Here is a 19,944-nt window from a genome sequence, read left to right on the forward strand (position 1 = left end):
TCCTGCTCGTGCAATCTACCTAGGGCTTATGGTAGTGTAACCCAAACACTCTTTTACACTTGAGGACGACATGCAGTCACTTGCAGAATTGTATCCGCATCATATCGAAACCCTTCAAGCGCGCACCCGCGAAGCGTTGGCAAGAGAAAGCTTGGATGGACTAGTTATTCATGCAGGCCAAAGTAAACGCCTGTTTTTGGATGACAACGATTACCCATTTAAAGTTAATCCACACTTTAAGGCGTGGGTGCCAGTAATAGACAATCCAAACTGCTGGCTGGTTGTAAACGGAAACGATAAACCCACATTGATATTCTATCGTCCAAAAGACTTCTGGCATAAAGTGCCGCCGCCTCCGAGTGAATTTTGGGCGGAACAGTTTGATATCATCTTACTTGAGCAGGCTGATCGCGTTGAAAAACACTTACCCTACGACTTAAAGAAGTATGCATACGTGGGTGAGTACATTGAAGTGGCAAACGCACTTGGATTCGAAGTTATCAACCCAGACAGGGCCATGCACTACTTGCATTACCAGCGTGCTTACAAAACTGAGTATGAATTGGCATGTATGCGCGAAGCGAATCGTATTGCCGTGGATGGTCACCGAGCAGCGAAATTGGCATTCGATCAAGGGTTAAGTGAATTCGATATTAATCTCGCGTATAACTGCGCCGCTCGATTAGGTGAAAACCAAGTGCCATACAACAGCATTATTGCTCTGAATGAGCATGCGGCGATATTGCATTACATGCAACTGGATACAGACGCACCATCACAGTTCCGCTCGTTTTTAATTGATGCTGGTGCCAGCTTTCATGGCTATGCCGCCGATATCACTCGAACCTATTGTCGTGAAGACACGATGTTTGCAGAGCTGATTCAAGCTGTTGATGCGGTCACACTCGGTTTGATTGATCAAATGAAGCCTGGCGTGGAATATGGACGTATTCACGAAATGGCGCATGAGCAAATCGCTTCGGTGTTATCTGAGTTTGGTATTGTGAATTTATCGGGCGCAGACACGTTAGAGCAAGGCATTGTACGTACATTCTTCCCACATGGTATTGGGCACTTTTTGGGGCTACAAGTACATGATGTGGGAGGCCAATTTGCTGATGATCGCGCAACACCAAAGCCACCACCAGAAGCACATCCATTCCTGCGTACAACTCGCACCATTGAAGCGTCGAATGTATTTACCATCGAGCCTGGGCTGTATTTTATCGACAGCCTCCTTGCCGATCTTAAAGGCAGTGAGCAATCTAAATACATCAATTGGGACGTGATAGATACACTGAAGCCTTATGGCGGGATTCGCATTGAAGATAATGTGATAGTGCATCGTGATCGCAATGAAAACATGACAAGAGAACTTAAGTTGAATTAAAGCTTCTGACGACGTCAGTACGAAGATATTCAATTTACATTATCACTGTTCACATGAAACAGAAGTACGTCGCTATTTCTGTTTCATGCTTAGATTTAGGCAACGGTTCTAGTCTTAACATGTCAGCTGACGCAATTAACACGTATATCGCATTTTTTATACCTTACTCATAACTATTCCCACCTATAATAAATACACATTATTCATACGGAATCTGCCATATTCATCGCTGCGACAACGTAACATCTAGCGGACACGGTGAAACTCTAATAGGCATGTTTTTTAAAGCAGATCGTTTACGTGCATTACGAGGATAAATTGCAAGTAGCTTCAATACTGCAAAAAAATATTATCGGCTATGGTGTTGCCTACGGTGCGATTGCATCTGTAGTGAATATTCTGTTCTTAGTACCGGTATACGGGCAACTCGCGTTCCATCTTGGGCAAGCGTTTGTTTTCTTGTGTTTTTTAACACGAGGGCTTCCCACTGCATTAATTGCTGGCTCGATTGCGTCAGTGAGCTTGGCGTATTCGATAGATAATTCCGCCTTCATTTTTTTAATGCTTGCAGAGCTTATTACCGTGGCATGGCTTTACAATAAACGCATCGTAATGCTGTTCGCGAATATTCTATTTTGGCTATTAATTGGCATTCCAATCTCTTACCTGCTGGTAAAAGCAAGCACCAATTTTCCGCTTGATTACACCTTGCTCTTGCTGATTAAACAACTCTTAAACGGGGCGCTTTATACGCTGTTAGCAACAACCATGCTGGTGTTTGTGCCATTATCGTGGTGTAAAGATGGGGTGCGACCTCATACCATGCCACTGGGCAGCCGTATTTTCTATCTTTCGATGGTATCAACGGTATTACCGGCATTATTGGTTGCCATGGTATTTACGTCTCGATCAGTTTCAAACTTTAGTCTACAAACCGCGGCAGAAGTAAAGGAAACCTCTCGAGGTACAGTCTCACTGATCGATACCTATATAGACACCCACAAAGCCGTTGTGCGCAATGTCGCTGAGAACATTGTTTATTCGCAAGACCCGCAAACCTATCTACTTCAAACCCAGCAAAACTTCGATGGGTTTATCACCATGCTAATGACGGACACGCAGGGGTATATTGTTGCAGGCGCACCTGATAAATTCTATCAACGGCTAGAAACCCATATTCGCCCTGTTTCTGTCTCAGACAGAGATTACTACCGCGTGCCTCTTGAATCAGGTGAGGATTTTATTTCGTCAGTATTTATGGGGCGAGGCTTTGGCAACGACCCTATTGTTGCAGTGAGTAGCCCTATTATTGAAAATGGTGACTTTATTGGGGTTGTCGAAGGCTCACTCAACCTGCCCAAACTACGCTTTTTTGAAGAGCAAACCTACGTGGTAAAAGACGAACACCTCGTTATTCTCACTGATGCAGAAAACAAGGTAGTGTATGCCAGCACTAGCCTTCCCTTTACCCAGCTGCAAGTATTCTCCCCTAAAACAGAAGACAACGTTTACACCGATCAACTGAAAATTACGCGTATTGATAATCGAGAATACCTTATCTATACGGCCACTGGGCAGTATGGCTGGAAAGCACATACCGTGGTCAGGCCATCCATTCTTACCTCTATGTTTATGCAGAACATTGTTATCTTGCTGATTGTTCTTAGCGTGCTTTCTTTTATTTTCTTACTGGTTTCACGGCGCTTTTCCAGACAACTCACTACGCCAATACGTACCCTGATTAAAAAATTCAGTGCAGGAGAGCGCGATTTGTCTCCAGATGATTCGTTATACCTGACTGAAGAAGTGGTAAATATCGCCCAAGAGCTCAATCATACGCGAGACATCATCGTTGACTACAACGAAAAGTTGCAACGGGATGTAGAAGAAAAAACCGCCGAATTAGTGGCGCTCAACGCTCAATTGGAAGCACTTGCATTAAAAGATGCGCTGACTGAATTGTCTAATCGTCGTCATTTCGACGATCAAGCCGAAAAAGTGTTTAATGTGAATATGCGTAATAAAATCACAACCACGATCGTCGCGATAGATATAGATCATTTCAAACGCATCAATGACACATTTGGTCATCCGACAGGCGATCAATGCATTAAATTTCTCGCCAAAGCGCTCTCGCAACATTTTACCCGAAAGTCTGATATTTTGGCGCGTTATGGCGGCGAAGAGTTTATTCTGCTGCTGTCGGGTGGTGATGCGAAGGGCCACGTGAATAAGTTAGAAACCTTTAGAAAATACATTCAAACTCACCCCTTTACCGATAACCATACAGATATTCATTTCACGGTGAGTTTGGGGGCGATGTGTGTAACCACAAACTATAGAACATCCTTTAATGACGCGATGCGGGAAGCAGACGCGCTGCTTTACCAAAGTAAGCAGAACGGTCGCAACCAAATAACCCATAAAATGGAGTAATCATCCAATGAGTAAATGGATTTATTCCATCATCCAAGTGCCACACTCGAGTACCGAACATTTGATATTCATCAGCATTGTTAATTTATTTGCTGATTTAACCCAAATGTTCCACTAAAATACGCATTATCAATAAGTTGCATCACTTTTGGAACATTCGTCTGCATGACAGAAGCGCTACTCACTAAACATACTCAAAGTCAGTTACAGGCCATCAATCACGCCATGGCCAACGGTATGTATGTGCATGTACGCAAGATGCTTCATAGCATGCCTGCCAGTGACATTGCGCTGGTGCTCGAATCCAGCCCTTCTAAAACACGTGCAGAATTGTGGAACTTTCTTGATGACGACTTTCACGGCGATGTGTTGGAAGAGTTATCAGAAGAAGTGCGTAATGGCATTATTCGTCAGATGGTGCCTGAAAAGGTCGCCGATGCCCTTGAAGACATGGACATCGATGACCTGGCAGAAACCCTATCCAGTCTGCCAGAAGAAGTCACGCAAGACGTATTAAGCTCAATGGATGAACAAGACAGGCAACGCGCAGAGCAAGCCTTGTCTTACGGCGATGATACTGCCGGTTTCATCATGAACACCGACACCATCACGCTGCGCCCAGATGTCACCGTCGACGTGATATTGCGCTACTTGCGGTTAAAGGGTGAAATTCCTGAAGGCACAGACAGCCTGTACGTTGTTAGCCGTAATGACCGCTTAATCGGCGTTGTTGCCGTTACCAAACTGCTTACAGCATCGGCAGATGTTACTGTTGAAGAGCTGATGGACGAAGAAGCAGAAGCCATTTCTGTCGATATGCACGAAACCGAAGTGGCAAAAATGTTTGAGCGCTACAATTGGATTTCTGCACCTGTCGTAGATGAGAACCATCACCTACTTGGCCGTATTACCATCGATGATGTGGTAGATATTATTCGTGAAGACGCTGAACACTCTATGATGAGCATGGCAGGTTTAGATGACGAAGAGGACACCTTCGCTCCCGTATTACAAAGTACTCAACGACGCTCTATCTGGCTGGCAGTAAACTTGGTTACCGCTCTCATGGCCGCAGCCGTAAGCGATTTATTTGAAGAAACCCTGAGCCAACTTGCAGTACTGGCCATTTTAAATACCATTGTTCCCAGCATGGGTGGCGTCGCTGGCAACCAAACCTTAACGCTGGTCATTCGTGGTATGGCGCTGGGCCATGTAAGTGCCAGTAACTCACGATGGTTAGTCAGCAAAGAGCTCGCCATTGGGTTTCTAAATGGGCTCATTTGGGCGGTATTGATCGCCTCGGTGATAGCCCTATGGAAGCAAGATCTCCTCTTAGGTGGCATTATAGCTTTCGCCATGATGGTAAACATGGTTGCGGCAGGATTAGCCGGGGCTACACTCCCTATCATCATGAAGAAAATGAAAATCGACCCTGCGCTTGCAGGCAGCGTTATTCTCACAACCATCACCGATGTAGTAGGCATCTTTGCCTTTTTGGGTACAGCAACCCTGCTGATGATGCCTTAGTTTCCTTAAACACATTCTTCCGCGATGCGAAGACGTTGATGACAAAGTATTCTCGTTGCATAGCTTGTATGCTACTGGCCAAGTCATTGATCTACTCAAGCGGCTCCCTAGCACTGGAACGCCAATCTCACACTGTTTCTCGATACTAGTTATTTTTCGGGAGGATTACCAGTCTCGATAAAAAACGATCAAACTATTAGAGCAAATTAGGCAATAAATAATATTGATGATTTTGAGAAGGATTATTTATTGATGAGGTTAATTTCTAGGATATTTTCTATCCTCTGTTTTCTGCCACTCCAAATGTATTTGTAATGTCCACCTTGTACTGGGATAGTTACAGCTCTAGGTTTAAACGCAGCAACACATTCACCACCTTCATCACGAACACTTCTATACAACAAACCATTACTCCCTTGCGCACGGATTTCCTTTGCGAACTCTTGAGGCGCTGCGTAATCGTCAGAATATAAATTCTCAAACTCCTCACCCCTAACATCATGGAGTTCAAGCGCTACTTTATTGATATAGCAACGCATCGTTAATTCAGTATCAGGCTCGTTAGTCGCCGCCAAAAACTTTTCTCGATGGAAAATGGTCTCAGCAAATGCCGTATTTAAATCTCTTGCTCCGTAATAGACACCGAACTCTGTTCCATCAGTGAATCGAGTAGGAATGGAAATATGAGTAAATGCAGCCATTACAGGTGTCGAGCCAGGGCCAGAAACTCTCTCTTCATCAGGTACAAGCGCCAAGTCACCAACTTCTTCCCTGAGTCTGTCATTAGTAATTGATTCTATTGCAAATACGATCTCAAGCTCATCTGGAGAAGCAACATTTTCAAATAAATCGATGGGAGGGAAATGACTGGGAACTAAACGGTGCAACTTCTCCCAGTCAGGTAAGACTGTATTAACCTCGTTGGGCATCAAGGTATCTCCGCATATCGTTCAAGTGCATCATGCTACCTTTTAGCATATAGGCTAGCGCCGATTCATTGTTAAAATGACTATTAGGCTTTTTGATCCAAGCGTCCGCTTGCTCACGTGTCGGAAACAAAATACCTAGCGCCTTGTAAATACCCATAATGTAAGAAATTCTCTCCATCGTATCTACTGATAGACTGGATACCTGTCCTTTTTTCCAATTATAAAACGTTGTCGAGCCTGGCTTGCCAAGTAAAGTGATTTGATCTTGGTTTCTGACATTCCACTCATTCATGATGTTAAAAAACACCTTAAGTGCGACTTGAGCAGTTTTACTTGGGTTTTGAGCTAGCACGTTATTTTCTAATGCAGGCATGATGATTTCCCCTTTAATTTGCCAACTACAATATAGTCCCATTACGGAGTAATTTCAACATTTACTACAAATACGAACCAAGCAAAAGAAAAAGCCACGCTCTGTGGCTTCGATTTTATTACAAAGGAAATCAGCTTGACTGATCAGAAAAATGCTAATGCATCGCTCGCCGAAACCTCCTTACGAGTTCCTTCTCCAACCAGAACATAAAACGTAATTCTCACATCCAACAGGAAGTATCAACTCGGCCCAAGTAAAATTTTTACATGGTATGACATCGCAACCAGTAATTCTTTCTTGATCGGGTCGGAGTTGTTGATAACTCACATAGTGAGATGCGGTGTTGCCATAATACTTTAATTCTCTGCAAGTCAATGATAACAAGCCCTTCCACACTATAGAGGCAGTAATTTCGCTCGCGATTTACAAGTTGGTCTGAACCCTGCAACAGTCATAGTGAGTTTTAATCGAGTGCTTTCAATGTGGTGTTGTGAACATATTCAAGGCGGTCAATTAAAACATGTTTATTTTTTCACATGAAAATGGAGAATCCCATGTCTAATCAAGTTCGTCAGGTAGAAAAAGTAAGTGATATTATTAAGGTCTTGCGCGCTGGTGCAGAATTCTATGAAGATGCCAAAGACGAAGTGAAAGAAAATCGTATAGAAGTATTTTTCGACCGTATGGCTGACCAAAAGCGTCAGGCAGCTGAATCTTTACAGTCTTTTTCTATCGCTGAGCAAGGCGAAATGGAAACTGGCGAAGCGGTATCAGTCAACATGCGTAAACTATATACCGACATCGTATCGCTTATTTCAACCAACAAAACTCACACGGTAATCAGCCAGTTGGAAGAAGTTGAAGACAAGATTCTAGAAGTCATCGACGAAGCACTGGAAGAAGATCAGCCAGACACCTGTGCGCGCGCACTACGTAAATTACGTGCACAAATGCAAGAAAACCATGACGAAATGAAGGCACTGCAAAAAGCCACTCATTAGTCACTCCCCTTTCATTTTATCTTCTCTTTCCCTATTAACGTGCTGGCCTTGCGCCAGCCGTTTTTTTATAAAAAGTCCAAAGCTCCACAATTTAGCCTAGCTTTGCCCCATTAGGCACCGGCATATCAGGGCTAACAAGCACGACGCGGTTGTCATCGCGATACAGCCCCGTTACTAAACACTCCGACTTCATCGGCCCAATTTGCTTAGGCGGAAAATTTACGACTGCCAGAATTTGCTTTCCCACAAGCTCCTCTGGCGTATACAAGTCTGTAATTTGCGCACTGGATTTGCGCTTTCCCAGTGTTTCACCGAAATCTATAAATAACTTATAGGCTGGTCGCCGCGCTTCAGGAAATGCCTCTACACGCTCAATGGTGCCGACACGTAATTCCACTTGCGTAAATTCATTCCACGTTATTTCATGCATGGTATTTGGATTCCTATCACTGTTTTTCCACTTCAGGTGTTATTGGGGTAGTGAGATGACTGTAATAAACGCCAACGGCATTTTCCATGCAGCAAAGCCGTTTACTTAGGCTCAAGAGCCGATTTCTGTGATAAAAACTGTTTGGGAGATTGACCATAGCTCGCTTTAAAGCGTCGACTAAAAGCACTGCTATCTTCATAACCTAACGCGTGAGCAATACGAATAATCGGCATATCGGTAAAGAGCAATAATGTACGCGCTTTGTCCATGCGAACCCGCTGCATGTATTGGCGAACCGACTGCCCAGTCATCTGTTTAAATAGCACTTTAAATTGTGATTTACCTAACCCCGCCTTTTGCGCCAAAGCGTCAAGCGTGTGATTGACACTTAAATCATCGTGTAATAGTGCGAGGATATCAGCAATGCGTCGATCGTTAGCATAAATAGGGGAAAGATTGTCGATAACTCCCCAGAATAGTTGAGACAACGCTCGCTGAATTGACGGTGTCACCTTCTCTTTAAGCTGCACTTCAATGTAATACAGCAGCGCTCGAGTAGGTGCATCGATACGAAATACCGGCGAGCGCGGTGTGAGCAGGTTTTCTGGCACATTTCGCATGTCGGCTACAACAAAACGGGCGTTATCGTGGGCGCTGAACGTGTGTACCTGATGTGGCGCAATCACAATTCCTTCCCCCATCCCTACCCTGCCTGAGAAATAGGTGTCGTCAGTACGCTCTAAACGAATTTGAATGGCACCATGTAATGGCAATACAATTTGGTAATAGCTATGACTGTGGCTGTCATATTCGGGCGTATACGCCCGAATAGAGAGGTGGATATCGACGTTGTCAGCCACAACGGCAGCATGGTGCTCTTCGGTTGAATCTGACAAAACGCGTTTGGCTGCGGCGAATGCCATCGCATCCGAAAGCGAGTTAGTCATCTATGGTTTGCTGGCTCAACCAATCGTTCAGTTTAGGCAAGTCTTGTTGAATCGCCATTTGCAATTCCTCTACCCAATCATGCACGTTTTCCCACCACGCAGGATGATCGCCTTGCTGTATCCGGTTCGCAATTTTCTGAATGCGCGCTAACCCTACCGAACCCGCTGCACCTTTGATTTTATGTGCCTGCGAACACACTTCATCTTTTTCTTTTGCGCTAAGGGCAATTTCTAGCACATGCATGTACTCAGGCATATTTTCCTGAAAGACTTTCACGCTAGTGCGCACCATTTCCTGACCTATGGTATCAACTAACATTTGCAACAAGTCCAAATCTAGAATACTCAGTAATTCTGATTCTTCAGCTTCTTCTACCACGCAGATTTTTTCCACTTGCTCTTCAGCAAAAAGCGCGTTGAACACCTCAACCACTCGGCTCTTCTTAATCGGTTTGGCAATGACATCGTCCATGCCGTTATTGAGATACTCCTGACGTGTTTTAATCACATTTGCCGTTAACGCCACTATCGGAGTTTGCTCTGCTAGGCCTTCTTCATGCAACGTCGAGGCAACGTCGAATCCTGTCATGTCAGGCAACTGTATATCGAGTAAAATTAAGTCGTATTGTTGGGATCTGGCTTTGTCTAGTGCTTCGCCTCCGGTCATCGCTACATCGACATTTTGCCCAAGCTTTTCAAGCAGCGCCTTCGCCACCATAACGTTCAGCTCAATATCTTCTACCAGCAAAATGTTTAAGCCTGAGACCGCAATTTCTTTAAATTGAGCCGGTTTATGGCTGATAGCAAGAGGCAGTTCAACGGTAAAGCATGTGCCCTCGCCCACCACACTGTTGACTTTGATATCGCCATTCATCATTTCTACCATTTTTTGACAAATGGCCAGCCCGATGCCTGTACCTGTAGCAGTTTGGTGATCAGGATGATTCACTTGATAATACATAGCGAAGATGTTTTCTAGTTCCTCTTTAGGAATCCCTACACCTGAGTCTTTTACTTTGAATTTCACTAAGCTGGCACCGTTTTCTGTTGCCGAAGCTTCCACGCTTAAACTCACTTTCCCTTTTTGCGTAAATTTCACAGCGTTAAATAGCAAGTTCCAGAGTACTTGACGCAAGCGCGTACCATCCACTTCCACCAGTGCAGGAAGAGGCTCAATGATTTCCGACTCGAATGCTAGCCCTTTGTCTGCCGCCAGCAACTGAATAATACTGCTCAGCTCTTGCATAAACTCTTTGAGCGACACGGTTTTTAATGACAACTCCAGACGATCACGCCCTAACTTATCTAAGTCAATGATGTCATTAAATATGTTACCTAACGTAATGGCACTGGCGTAAATAGTCGACACCCAGCTGAACTGCTCTTCGGTTAAACGCGTATCTCGCAGCATGCGACTGAGGCCAACAATGCCATTCAGCGGTGTTCTTAGCTCGTGGCTAATGGTGGCAATAAATGCAGTTTTGTCTCGATTAGCCTGATTCACCGCTGTTTCAGCCTGCTTGCGATCTGTCATATCACGACCAAAGGCTAGCAATCCGAGGCGATGTCCGTCATGGTCAAAAAACGGGACTTTACGCATTTCAAAGTACCGCCTGCGCCCATCGGCAAACCGCAGCCACAACTCTTCGGTTACTGTTGCATTGGAATCAAACACTTCCTGATCACTGGCAACCACTTGTGACGCCAATTCTTCATCGTAGACCTGATGGGGGGTTAATCCAATTAACTCCGCTTCTGTCTTCCCTGTCATCTCTTCCGCAACTCGATTACAGCCAGCAAAACGGCCTTCTTCATTACGATAATAAATAAGATCGGGCGACGCATCGATAATGGAACGTAACAAGGTAGACAGACGTTTGGCCTGCTGTTCTTTTTGCGACTTATTTTTAATCTCTTGCTCGAGATCGGCAAACACTTTTTCGCGCTCTAGTTGCGCGTCTTTGCGCTGCTCAATCTCATGATTCAAACGGCGAATATTGCTTTGCAACTCACGGTTCAGTAATACATCTTCTTCACGCAAGCGTTCTAGCTGCTCTACCACATCTTTTAAACTGTTTCGGGAGTTTTCTAATTGCTTGATCAGTTCACTAAAGAAAAATAGCACCCACGGCGCACTCAATAATGTTAGGAAAATGGCCGTCACAAAATCAACCAAATATACCTCACCGCTGATCCCCATTCGAATCGCATAAGATCCTGCAAGGGTGAGGAATAAGGTAATGATGACGAACAAGACACTGACGCGTAATGTGCCAAACCGACTCACAATTTGAGCAAACCGAATTGCCCAAGAATCTACGGTTTTTTCTTCCATTGGTATTGAATCACTCTAGTTTGATTGATGCGTATGCTATCAAAAAGGAGCGAAAGAGGTTAACTACTTTGTAATACACGCTTACCTACACTATTCACTCTTAATGGATAATTATTCTCATTTAGCAACTAAAAACTGTTCTAGCGGTCTAATTTTTTAAGCTTTATTTACGTTGAATTAACAATTAAAACGCACTTAAAACACTTATTTTGAACCATGTAACATTTTAATATATAGAGACTAAATATTTGTTTTATTTAAATTTTTTAAAACAACCATCATCATATCGCCCCAACATTGTGCATTCTATGCACTAATCTGTTTGATTTCTAAAATTAAACCCATTATGTTGGCTGGCCGGCTTGGAATAAGAATAAAAATTCGATACGCAACAAGTATCCTCATTGGGGTTATCCCCGACATTAACGACAAAAAAGCGTTAGCGGAGAACAAAACTGAACAACGAGTCAGACGCGCTAAACGATAGCCCAACAGGGTAAATAATCGGCACGACGTGCCAAACTGGTGCAACTAAAATAATAACAAGCAACATAAAAGGTTGCGTTAAAGACAGTCCTGCCCAGTCGACGGTTGAAGGAGTCTAGGATAATGAGCTTATATAATCCCAACGATTCGAGGGACAATTGCGGTTTCGGATTAATTGCGCAAATCAATGGTGAAACCAGTCACGATTTAGTTTTGACGGCTATTGAAGCACTGGATCGTATGCAACACCGTGGCGGTATTGCTGCTGACGGTAAAACAGGCGATGGGTGCGGCTTACTGCTGCAAAAACCCGACGCATTTTTTCAAGCAATTGCCAGTGAACATGGCTGGAAATTAGGTAAAAAATACGGCGTAGGCATGATTTTTCTCAGCCGCGATTCAGAGAAAGCCAATGCCGCACGTGATGTCATTAATGAAGAACTTGCAAAAGAAACCCTCAGCGTAGTTGGCTGGCGAGAAGTACCTGTAAACCTTGATGTACTGGGTGACTTAGCATCTGAAGCAGTTCCGCAATTTGAGCAAGTGTTTGTGAATGCACCTCCGGGTTGGCGTAAAAAAGACCTGGAACGACGTTTATTTATGGCACGTCGCCGTGCAGAGAAACGCTTACAAGACGATGATGACTTTTACATCGCCTGCTTGTCTTCATTAGTAACGGTGTACAAAGGTTTGGTGATGCCAAAAGATCTCACCGCCTTTTATCATGATTTAGCTGACGAGCGAATGGCATCGGCGATTTGTGTATTCCACCAGCGTTTTTCTACCAATACCCTTCCAAAGTGGCCGTTGGCGCAGCCATTTCGTTTCTTGGCACATAATGGTGAAATTAACACCATTCGCGGAAACCGTGATTGGGCGACCGCACGCAGTAGTAAATTTGTTACGCCACTCCTGCCAGATCTTCAAGATGCTGCACCATTTGTTAATCACGCAGGCTCTGACTCTTCGTCGCTAGACAATATGCTAGAGCTATTTTTAGCGGGCGGCATGGATTTATTCCGCGCCATGCGGTTATTGGTTCCTCCCGCATACCAAAACAACCAAACCATGGATGAGGACTTACGTGCATTTTACGAGTTTAACTCAATGCATATGGAGCCGTGGGACGGACCAGCGGGTATCGTTCTTACAAACGGCAGACATGTTGCGTGTAATTTGGATCGAAACGGCTTACGCCCTGCTCGCTACGTATTGACCAAAGACGGTATTATCACTCTGGCTTCTGAAGTGGGTATTTGGGATTACAAACCAGAAGATGTGATTGAAAAAGGCCGTGTGGGCCCAGGTGAAATGCTCGCAGTCGACACCTACACTGGAAAAATCTGGCGTTCAAATGAAATAGACGAAGATCTAAAAGCACGACACCCATACAAGGAATGGCTTGATAAGCACATCAAACGTTTATTACCGATTGAAAAATGTGACGCCAGCCTGATTGGCACGCCCGTGTTCGACAACGACATGATGGCCACCTTTCACAAGCTGTACAACTACAGCTATGAAGAAATTCAACAAATCATTAAAGTGTTAGCTAAAGACGGGCAAGAAGCCGTAGGTTCGATGGGCGATGACACACCGATGGCGGTCATGTCTTCTCGTTCACGAACCTTATACGATTACTTTCGCCAACAATTTGCTCAGGTCACCAATCCGCCCATCGATTCATTACGTGAAAACCACGTAATGTCGTTGGCGACTTGTATTGGCCGCGAACAAAATGTTTTCAGCGAAACATCGGGTTACGCAAATCGCGTACTATTTGAATCGCCGATTTTAATGTATACCGATTTAAAGCAACTTCGAGAATTCGATCCTGATCACTATTATTCAGAAATAGTCGATTTGAACTACTTACCCGAAGAAGGATTAAAACACGCCATTGAACGTGTATGTAATGAGGTTGAGTATCTGGTTAAACAAAAGCATGCTGCCTTTGTGATTCTCTCTGATCGCCAGATTAAACCCAATCGAATTCCAATTCCTGCTGCGATGGCAGTCGGCGCGGTACAACGACGGTTAGTAGATAAACAACTTCGTTGTGATGCCAATATTGTCGTAGAAACGGCATCGGCTCGTGATCCGCATCACTTTGCCGTGCTCCTTGGTTTGGGCGCAACGGCAATCTACCCATTCCTCGCATACGAAACCATTGAACAATTGGTGAAAAACGGGGAGCTAGAACTATCTGCTATGGAAGCCGTACTAAATTACCGCAAGGGAATTAACAAAGGCCTCTACAAAATTATGTCTAAGATGGGCATTAGCACCATCGCTAGTTACCGCAGTTCAAAACTGTTTGAAGCCGTTGGAATCAACAGCGAGGTCACTGAGTTATGCTTTAAAGGCGTGCCGAGCCGATTACAAGGCGCAGGGTTCGATGACTTTCATCAAGATCAAATTAACTTAAATCGCATTGCATGGCTTAAACGCAAGAAGCTCTCTCACGGTGGCTTATTAAAGTATGTTCACGGTGGCGAATACCACGCTTATAACCCAGATGTAGTCACGCGATTACAAATCGCTGTCAAGTCTGGTCGCTACGCGGATTATCAACAGTATGCGACGCTAGTTAATGAGCGCCCCGCATCGCATATTCGAGATTTATTGGCGCTTAAATCTGCAGCCTCCCCTATTTCTATTGATGAAGTGGAGCCTGCTGAGTCTTTGTATCCAAGATTTGATACCGCAGCAATGTCAATTGGGGCCTTAAGCCCAGAAGCGCACGAATCGCTGGCGATTGCGATGAACCGGTTAGGTGGTCAATCTAATTCAGGCGAGGGCGGTGAAGACCCAGCGCGTTTCAATACTGAGAAAAACTCGAAAATTAAGCAGGTGGCCTCTGGGCGCTTTGGCGTAACCCCTCACTACTTGGTTAATGCCAGCGTGATACAAATTAAAGTGGCACAAGGAGCAAAACCCGGTGAAGGCGGGCAATTACCCGGCGATAAAGTCAATAATTACATTGCAGAGCTACGCTACTCAGTGCCCGGTGTAACATTAATTTCGCCTCCGCCACATCACGATATTTACTCAATAGAAGATTTGGCGCAGCTCATTTTTGATTTAAAACAGGTGAACCCCGACGCGCTTATCTCCGTTAAACTCGTTTCTGAGCCGGGCGTTGGCACCATCGCGACAGGTGTTGCCAAAGCCTATGCCGATTTGATTACTGTTTCAGGCTACGATGGTGGCACAGGTGCAAGCCCCTTAACCTCAGTAAAGTATGCCGGTAGCCCATTTGAACTCGGCCTTGCAGAAACGCAACAAGCCTTAGTTGAAAATGGCCTTAGACACAAGGTAAGAGTACAAACAGACGGCGGCCTAAAAACCGGCCTAGATGTAGTAAAAGCGGCCATCTTGGGCGCTGAAAGCTTTGGCTTCGGTACGGGCCCTATGGTTGCGTTAGGGTGTAAATACTTACGTATCTGCCACTTGAATAACTGTGCAACGGGTGTCGCAACACAAGACGAGCAGCTGCGTGAAAATTATTATATCGGACTACCTGACATGGTCATGAATTACTTTAAGTTTGTGGCACAGGAAGTTCGTGAAATTCTAGCCTCATTAGGCATTACAAAGCTGCAAGACATTATTGGCCGAACAGAACTGCTAGAAGTAGTCGAAGGCTACACGGCCAAGCAAAGCCGTCTAGATTTATCGCCGATATTAGCCAAACCGGAAGAAGGTGAACACACTCGCCTCTTTTGCTCAGAAGTCACCAATGCCCCTCTTGATAAAGGCGAGCTGAACCAACGCATCCTTAACGATGCGAAGCATGCAGTAGAAACTCGCTCGTCAACAAAGTTGTCGTACGCGATTCGAAATACAGATCGCTCTGTGGGTGCCACTTTATCTGGCGAAATTGCCAAACGCTATGGCAATCAGGGCATGGCAGAGACCCCCGTTCATATCGCGTTAACAGGCACTGCTGGGCAAAGCTTTGGGGTGTGGAACGCCGGAGGCGTCATGTTAACGCTGGAAGGCGATGCCAATGATTATGTGGGCAAAGGCATGACAGGCGGAAAGATCACGCTTCGCCCACCAGCATCCTCTCAGTTTAATCCGCATATTAGCGCGATTATGGGGAACACCTGCTTATATGGTGCAACAGGCGGCAAATTGTTCGCATCAGGGAGAGCGGGTGAACGCTTTGCTGTGCGTAACTCTGGCGCTATCGCCGTTGTTGAAGGCATGGGTGATAACGGCTGTGAGTACATGACAGGCGGCATTATCGCGTGCTTAGGCCAAGTAGGTGTGAACTTTGGTGCAGGTATGACGGGAGGATTTGCCTACCTTTACGACGAATCGGGAGACTTGACGCAACGCGTGAATACCGATCTTGTAGAGTTAATGCCGATTGATGACAAGGTGATTTTATCTGAGCATTTACGTGGTCTGATTGATCAACATTACGAAGAAACGGGCAGCGAACACGCGTTGCAGCTGCTAACCGATTTTCACCTTCATGTGAAAAAATTCCGTCTGGTTAAACCCAAAACCAGTGACGTGAAAAACTTGCTGGGACACATCAGTCGTTCAACAGCAGAATTACGTATACAAGCACAATAGGTGGAGGTGTAAGCATGGCAAAAAACGTATACCAATTTGTTGATGTTGAGCGCATTGATCCGCCTAAAAAGCCAATTCATGTGCGGCGCTCCGAGTTTGCAGAAATTTACCAACCTCTGAGCCAGTCGCAAACAGAAGGTCAGGCCGATCGATGCTTAGACTGCGGTAACCCGTATTGTGAGTGGCAATGCCCAGTGCATAATTACATTCCGCAGTGGTTAAAACTGGCTAACGAAGGCAAAATTTTAGAAGCCGCTGATTTATGTCATCAAACCAATTCTCTGCCTGAAGTGTGTGGGCGTGTTTGCCCGCAAGATCGCTTATGTGAAGGCGCCTGTACGCTTAACGATGACTTTGGTGCAGTCACCATTGGCAGTATTGAAAAGTATATAACGGATACTGCATTTAAGATGGGCTGGCGGCCTGATATGTCTGGCATTGTCCAAACCGGGAAAAAGGTTGCAATAGTCGGTGCAGGTCCAGCGGGATTAGCATGCGCTGATATTCTCATCAGAAATGGCGTAACCCCTGTCGTATTCGACAAATATCCGGAGATTGGCGGCTTACTCACCTTCGGTATTCCTTCATTCAAACTGGAGAAAGACGTCATTAAGCTGCGTCGCGAAATATTTGAGGATATGGGTATCCAATTTCAACTAAACACTGAGATTGGTAAGGACCTTCCATTTGATACCCTGCTCAGTGAATACGACGCCGTTTTTCTGGGAATGGGGACGTACACGTCTATGCAAGGTGGATTTGAGCACGAACACGCGCCTGGCGTATACGAAGCACTGCCGTTTCTTATTGCCAATACAAACCGCGTGATGGGGCTTGAAGCCTCTGCTAACGACTACATTGATATGAAAGGTAAACATGTCGTTGTGCTTGGAGGCGGCGACACCACTATGGATTGCGTACGCACCTCTATCAGGCAAGGGGCTGCAAGCGTTACCTGTGCTTACCGTCGTGATGAACAAAGTATGCCGGGCTCGCGACGAGAAGTCGTCAACGCGAAAGAAGAAGGCATCCAGTTTACCTTTAATGTACAACCTCTAGACATTGCCGTTGACGAGTCAGGAAAAGCCTGTGGTGTTAAGCTCGTTAACACCCAAATGGGAGCGGCCGACATAGATGGCAGGCGCAGAGCCGAGGTAGTTGAAGGCTCTGAGCATGTACTTAAAGCCGACGCGGTTATTATTGCCTTTGGTTTTCAGCCAAGTCCCGCGCCTTGGTTTGCCGATTACGGGATTATCTTAGATGAGAAAGGGCGAGTGCGCGCGCCAGAGCATGGCAAATTTGCCTTTCAAACCTCCAATCCAAAGATCTTTGCCGGAGGCGATATGGTGCGAGGTTCCGATTTAGTGGTCACCGCCATCGACGAAGGTCGCAAAGCTGCGCAAGGCATTATGGATTATATGGGCGTGTAGAATAAATACATTCAGTCTGATATGTAAGTTACGACAAAAACAAACCTATCAATATCGTCAAATTGATTTATTGAAAGAGAAGCTAAACACTTCTCTTTTTCTTTGTTTTGTATACCCTACGGTGATTACCTATACCCTAAAAGGATACGGCACGTATTGCACTTTCGCGGTCACGCAATATTATGGAAGCAATTTCGAGATAACCCAAACGTCTTCTATGTTTTATCGAATTCTCCCATTGGTATCTTTTCTAAGCACATTGGCCTTTTCGCCCTTTTCTGACGCGAATGCTAACCCCGCTTTTTCCACACAGCCTTGCCCTGATAGTTTTAAGTCTGTTCCTATTATTGAAAACGCGAGGCTATGCCAACCGTTTGCCGACAGCCTGCCAGCTTCAATGATTTATCATGCAGATATTACCAAAGACGAAGCGGTAGCGTTCTATGAACAACATATTGGTACAGCAGACAGTAAAAAGCATATGAAGGGGCGTGTGATGCTGACCTATACCGAAAAGCAGGTCATTATTGTGATTTCGAAAGATGGACAAGGTAGTCAAGTTGATATTTTGGTTAAATCCGTGCCAATTGACACCCAAAAAATAGAGCATTAAGTATGTAACGACTCAAACATAAAAACTTGAGTCGTCTTGTTCAAAGCAACTAAAAAACCATACCATTATTAATTGGAACAGCTCTTTCTGAGCGATGTGAAAAGTCGGTGATATACACCATTTGATATGCGTTTGCGACTAGCGCATTAGCGTTCTGGCCTTCAGACTGACTCCACTCAATGACACCATAGCCCTCTTGAACAGATCCTGTCAGAGCAGTGAATCGCACAGTTTTGTACGGTCCAATTACGATTTCAAGTGTCGAATCGACTTCGGTAAAGCTTCTCGCATCAGAATATTTCACGGTAAACGTATCGCCGCTTCTCGCTTTGTACAATGCCCCGTTAACATCGTATAACTTTACTTTTACCGATGTACTTTCTGACGTAACGTTCGATAGAGCAAGTTGAAAGTAGGTTTGATTCGAATTACTTCCATTATCAGAAGAAAACCAACTTGGAATAATCGTATTTCCTTGACCCGCAGCAGTTACAGCCGAATAAAACATCGCGGCCGTTAGAATTATCGCTTTTTTTAACATTGTATTTCCTTAAGTGTTGAATTCCAGATTTGCATCCAAGACTTACATCCGAGATTTGCATCCGCGATTTGCATCCGCGATTTGCATCCGCGATTGATAGTAAACAATTAGCATGAAGAAAAGGTATTCTCCCACATACAGAGGTATGTGAAAGCTCGCAACTTCAAACTTGGCATTTAACTTGCTCTATCGTTATCAACCTGTTTAGACATTTTGATCTGTCAAATTTCTGGCTATTTCTTGTTGGTAGGAGCAAATATGGAATTGGCAATTATTTTATTAATGCTATTAATTGTTGTGGCTATTGGCGCAATTAAACTTAGCGACGGTGGCGTTGCATTTCCTTTTAAGCGCAAAAATACACTTTTCACGCAAGTAGAATGCACCTTTCTTGATTTAATTGAGAAAGCAGTAGGTCACCAATATCGTATCGTATGCCGAGTTAGGCTAACTGATGTGCTAGCTCTGCGTCAAAATACTGACAAGAAAACAGCGAAACATGCGTTTTCACGCGCATCGGGTAAACACCTTGATTTTGTGCTGTGCGACAAGCAAACCATGAGCCCAGTGGTTGCTATTGATTTGGTTCACGCGGCGGGCAAAGACGGATACAAAGCCCAGCGTGATTGGTTTATTAGCGGAGCATTGGATGCAGCGCGTATTCCTCATTTACGCATAAAAGTAAAATCGGGTTATACCACGAAAGACATAGCCGATTGTATTGAAGCCAAATTAGCCCCGATTAAGCGTAAAACGCCTAAACCAGTTATAATGGGCACGCACAATCCAGACAACTTAGACAAACGCCCGACTCGTCCTTTACGCTCAAGTCGTCCCGCTGCGGCCTAACCCCAACACGCTTCCGTTCTCCGTTCCTTGCGCCTTCATGTTGTTTTTTTAGGCGCTTGGAATGGCT

Annotated in this window: 14 protein-coding genes; 8 read left to right on the plus strand and 6 right to left on the minus strand. The window is 44.8% G+C overall.

Annotation, left to right across the window (positions count from 1 at the left end):
• Window positions 1–70: 70 nt before the first annotated feature.
• From pepQ to mgtE, 3 genes are all read left to right on the plus strand, one after another.
• On the plus strand, window positions 71–1,390 hold the full coding sequence (pepQ, locus tag OE749_RS03095; protein WP_263710883.1) for a Xaa-Pro dipeptidase: 1,320 nt from the start codon (window positions 71–73) through the stop codon (window positions 1,388–1,390).
• Window positions 1,391–1,708: 318 nt separating this feature from the next.
• Window positions 1,709–3,826 carry a sensor domain-containing diguanylate cyclase gene (locus OE749_RS03100; protein WP_263710884.1) on the plus strand — a complete coding sequence of 706 codons (2,118 nt, stop codon included), beginning with the start codon at window positions 1,709–1,711 and terminating at the stop codon, window positions 3,824–3,826.
• A gap of 165 nt (window positions 3,827–3,991) precedes the next feature.
• A complete protein-coding gene (mgtE, locus tag OE749_RS03105; RefSeq protein WP_263710885.1) occupies window positions 3,992–5,353 on the plus strand; it encodes a magnesium transporter in 1,362 nt (453 codons plus the stop codon).
• A 242-nt stretch (window positions 5,354–5,595) separates the two neighbouring features.
• On the opposite strand, the gene OE749_RS03110 is transcribed toward mgtE, so the two are convergent.
• Window positions 5,596–6,282 (minus strand): RES family NAD+ phosphorylase, encoded by a 687-nt coding sequence (locus tag OE749_RS03110; RefSeq protein ID WP_263710886.1) that lies wholly within the window; start codon window positions 6,280–6,282, stop codon window positions 5,596–5,598.
• Window positions 6,266–6,655: an MbcA/ParS/Xre antitoxin family protein gene (locus tag OE749_RS03115; protein WP_263710887.1), complete on the minus strand. Its 390-nt coding sequence runs from the start codon at window positions 6,653–6,655 to the stop codon at window positions 6,266–6,268. The genes OE749_RS03110 and OE749_RS03115 overlap by 17 nt, the downstream gene beginning before the upstream one ends.
• Before the next feature lie 554 nt (window positions 6,656–7,209).
• On the opposite strand from OE749_RS03115, the gene OE749_RS03120 reads away from it, so the two are divergent.
• The gene (locus OE749_RS03120) at window positions 7,210–7,656 is read left to right on the plus strand and encodes a PA2169 family four-helix-bundle protein (RefSeq protein ID WP_263710888.1); all 447 of its coding nucleotides are present in this window, start codon (window positions 7,210–7,212) and stop codon (window positions 7,654–7,656) included.
• Between the two features lie 91 nt (window positions 7,657–7,747).
• Here OE749_RS03120 and OE749_RS03125 read toward each other — a convergent pair whose 3' ends face one another.
• The 3 genes from OE749_RS03125 to arcB form a co-directional block, all read right to left on the minus strand.
• The gene (locus tag OE749_RS03125; RefSeq protein WP_263710889.1) at window positions 7,748–8,086 is read right to left on the minus strand and encodes a tRNA-binding protein; all 339 of its coding nucleotides are present in this window, start codon (window positions 8,084–8,086) and stop codon (window positions 7,748–7,750) included.
• A 101-nt stretch (window positions 8,087–8,187) separates the two neighbouring features.
• Window positions 8,188–9,033: a helix-turn-helix transcriptional regulator gene (locus OE749_RS03130; protein ID WP_263710890.1), complete on the minus strand. Its 846-nt coding sequence runs from the start codon at window positions 9,031–9,033 to the stop codon at window positions 8,188–8,190.
• Window positions 9,026–11,368, minus strand: coding sequence for an aerobic respiration two-component sensor histidine kinase ArcB (gene arcB / locus OE749_RS03135; protein ID WP_263710891.1), 2,343 nt, complete (start codon window positions 11,366–11,368; stop codon window positions 9,026–9,028). Before arcB ends, OE749_RS03130 begins: the two co-directional genes overlap by 8 nt.
• Before the next feature lie 609 nt (window positions 11,369–11,977).
• On the opposite strand from arcB, the gene gltB reads away from it, so the two are divergent.
• The 3 genes from gltB (at window position 11,978) to OE749_RS03150 (ending at window position 18,487) form a co-directional block, all read left to right on the plus strand.
• Window positions 11,978–16,444 carry a glutamate synthase large subunit gene (gltB, locus tag OE749_RS03140; protein ID WP_263710892.1) on the plus strand — a complete coding sequence of 1,489 codons (4,467 nt, stop codon included), beginning with the start codon at window positions 11,978–11,980 and terminating at the stop codon, window positions 16,442–16,444.
• Window positions 16,445–16,458: 14 nt separating this feature from the next.
• Window positions 16,459–17,874 carry an FAD-dependent oxidoreductase gene (locus OE749_RS03145; protein ID WP_263710893.1) on the plus strand — a complete coding sequence of 472 codons (1,416 nt, stop codon included), beginning with the start codon at window positions 16,459–16,461 and terminating at the stop codon, window positions 17,872–17,874.
• Between the two features lie 121 nt (window positions 17,875–17,995).
• Window positions 17,996–18,487 (plus strand): hypothetical protein, encoded by a 492-nt coding sequence (locus tag OE749_RS03150; protein WP_263710894.1) that lies wholly within the window; start codon window positions 17,996–17,998, stop codon window positions 18,485–18,487.
• Window positions 18,488–18,536: 49 nt separating this feature from the next.
• On the opposite strand, the gene OE749_RS03155 is transcribed toward OE749_RS03150, so the two are convergent.
• Entirely contained in the window at window positions 18,537–19,028 is a 492-nt protein-coding gene (locus tag OE749_RS03155) for a hypothetical protein (RefSeq protein WP_263710895.1), read from the minus strand.
• 258 nt (window positions 19,029–19,286) lie between these two features.
• Between OE749_RS03155 and OE749_RS03160 the strand changes: the two genes are divergently transcribed.
• A complete protein-coding gene (locus OE749_RS03160; protein WP_263710896.1) occupies window positions 19,287–19,877 on the plus strand; it encodes a DUF2726 domain-containing protein in 591 nt (196 codons plus the stop codon).
• Window positions 19,878–19,944: the final 67 nt, after the last annotated feature.

It is taken from the genome of Fluctibacter corallii (assembly GCF_025751585.1).
GTDB lineage: Bacteria > Pseudomonadota > Gammaproteobacteria > Enterobacterales > Alteromonadaceae > Fluctibacter_A > Fluctibacter_A corallii.

Bases quoted from the DNA above. Each gene is read 5' to 3' on its own strand.
- pepQ (WP_263710883.1), top strand. From the start codon at position 71: ATGCAGTCACTTGCAGAATTGTATCCGCATCATATCGAAACCCTTCAA.
- mgtE (WP_263710885.1), top strand. From the start codon at position 3,992: ATGACAGAAGCGCTACTCACTAAACATACTCAAAGTCAGTTACAGGCC.
- OE749_RS03110 (WP_263710886.1), bottom strand. From the start codon at position 6,282: ATGCCCAACGAGGTTAATACAGTCTTACCTGACTGGGAGAAGTTGCAC.
- OE749_RS03115 (WP_263710887.1), bottom strand. From the start codon at position 6,655: ATGCCTGCATTAGAAAATAACGTGCTAGCTCAAAACCCAAGTAAAACT.
- OE749_RS03120 (WP_263710888.1), top strand. From the start codon at position 7,210: ATGTCTAATCAAGTTCGTCAGGTAGAAAAAGTAAGTGATATTATTAAG.
- OE749_RS03125 (WP_263710889.1), bottom strand. From the start codon at position 8,086: ATGCATGAAATAACGTGGAATGAATTTACGCAAGTGGAATTACGTGTC.
- OE749_RS03130 (WP_263710890.1), bottom strand. From the start codon at position 9,033: ATGACTAACTCGCTTTCGGATGCGATGGCATTCGCCGCAGCCAAACGC.
- arcB (WP_263710891.1), bottom strand. From the start codon at position 11,368: ATGGAAGAAAAAACCGTAGATTCTTGGGCAATTCGGTTTGCTCAAATT.
- gltB (WP_263710892.1), top strand. From the start codon at position 11,978: ATGAGCTTATATAATCCCAACGATTCGAGGGACAATTGCGGTTTCGGA.
- OE749_RS03145 (WP_263710893.1), top strand. From the start codon at position 16,459: ATGGCAAAAAACGTATACCAATTTGTTGATGTTGAGCGCATTGATCCG.
- OE749_RS03155 (WP_263710895.1), bottom strand. From the start codon at position 19,028: ATGTTAAAAAAAGCGATAATTCTAACGGCCGCGATGTTTTATTCGGCT.
- OE749_RS03160 (WP_263710896.1), top strand. From the start codon at position 19,287: ATGGAATTGGCAATTATTTTATTAATGCTATTAATTGTTGTGGCTATT.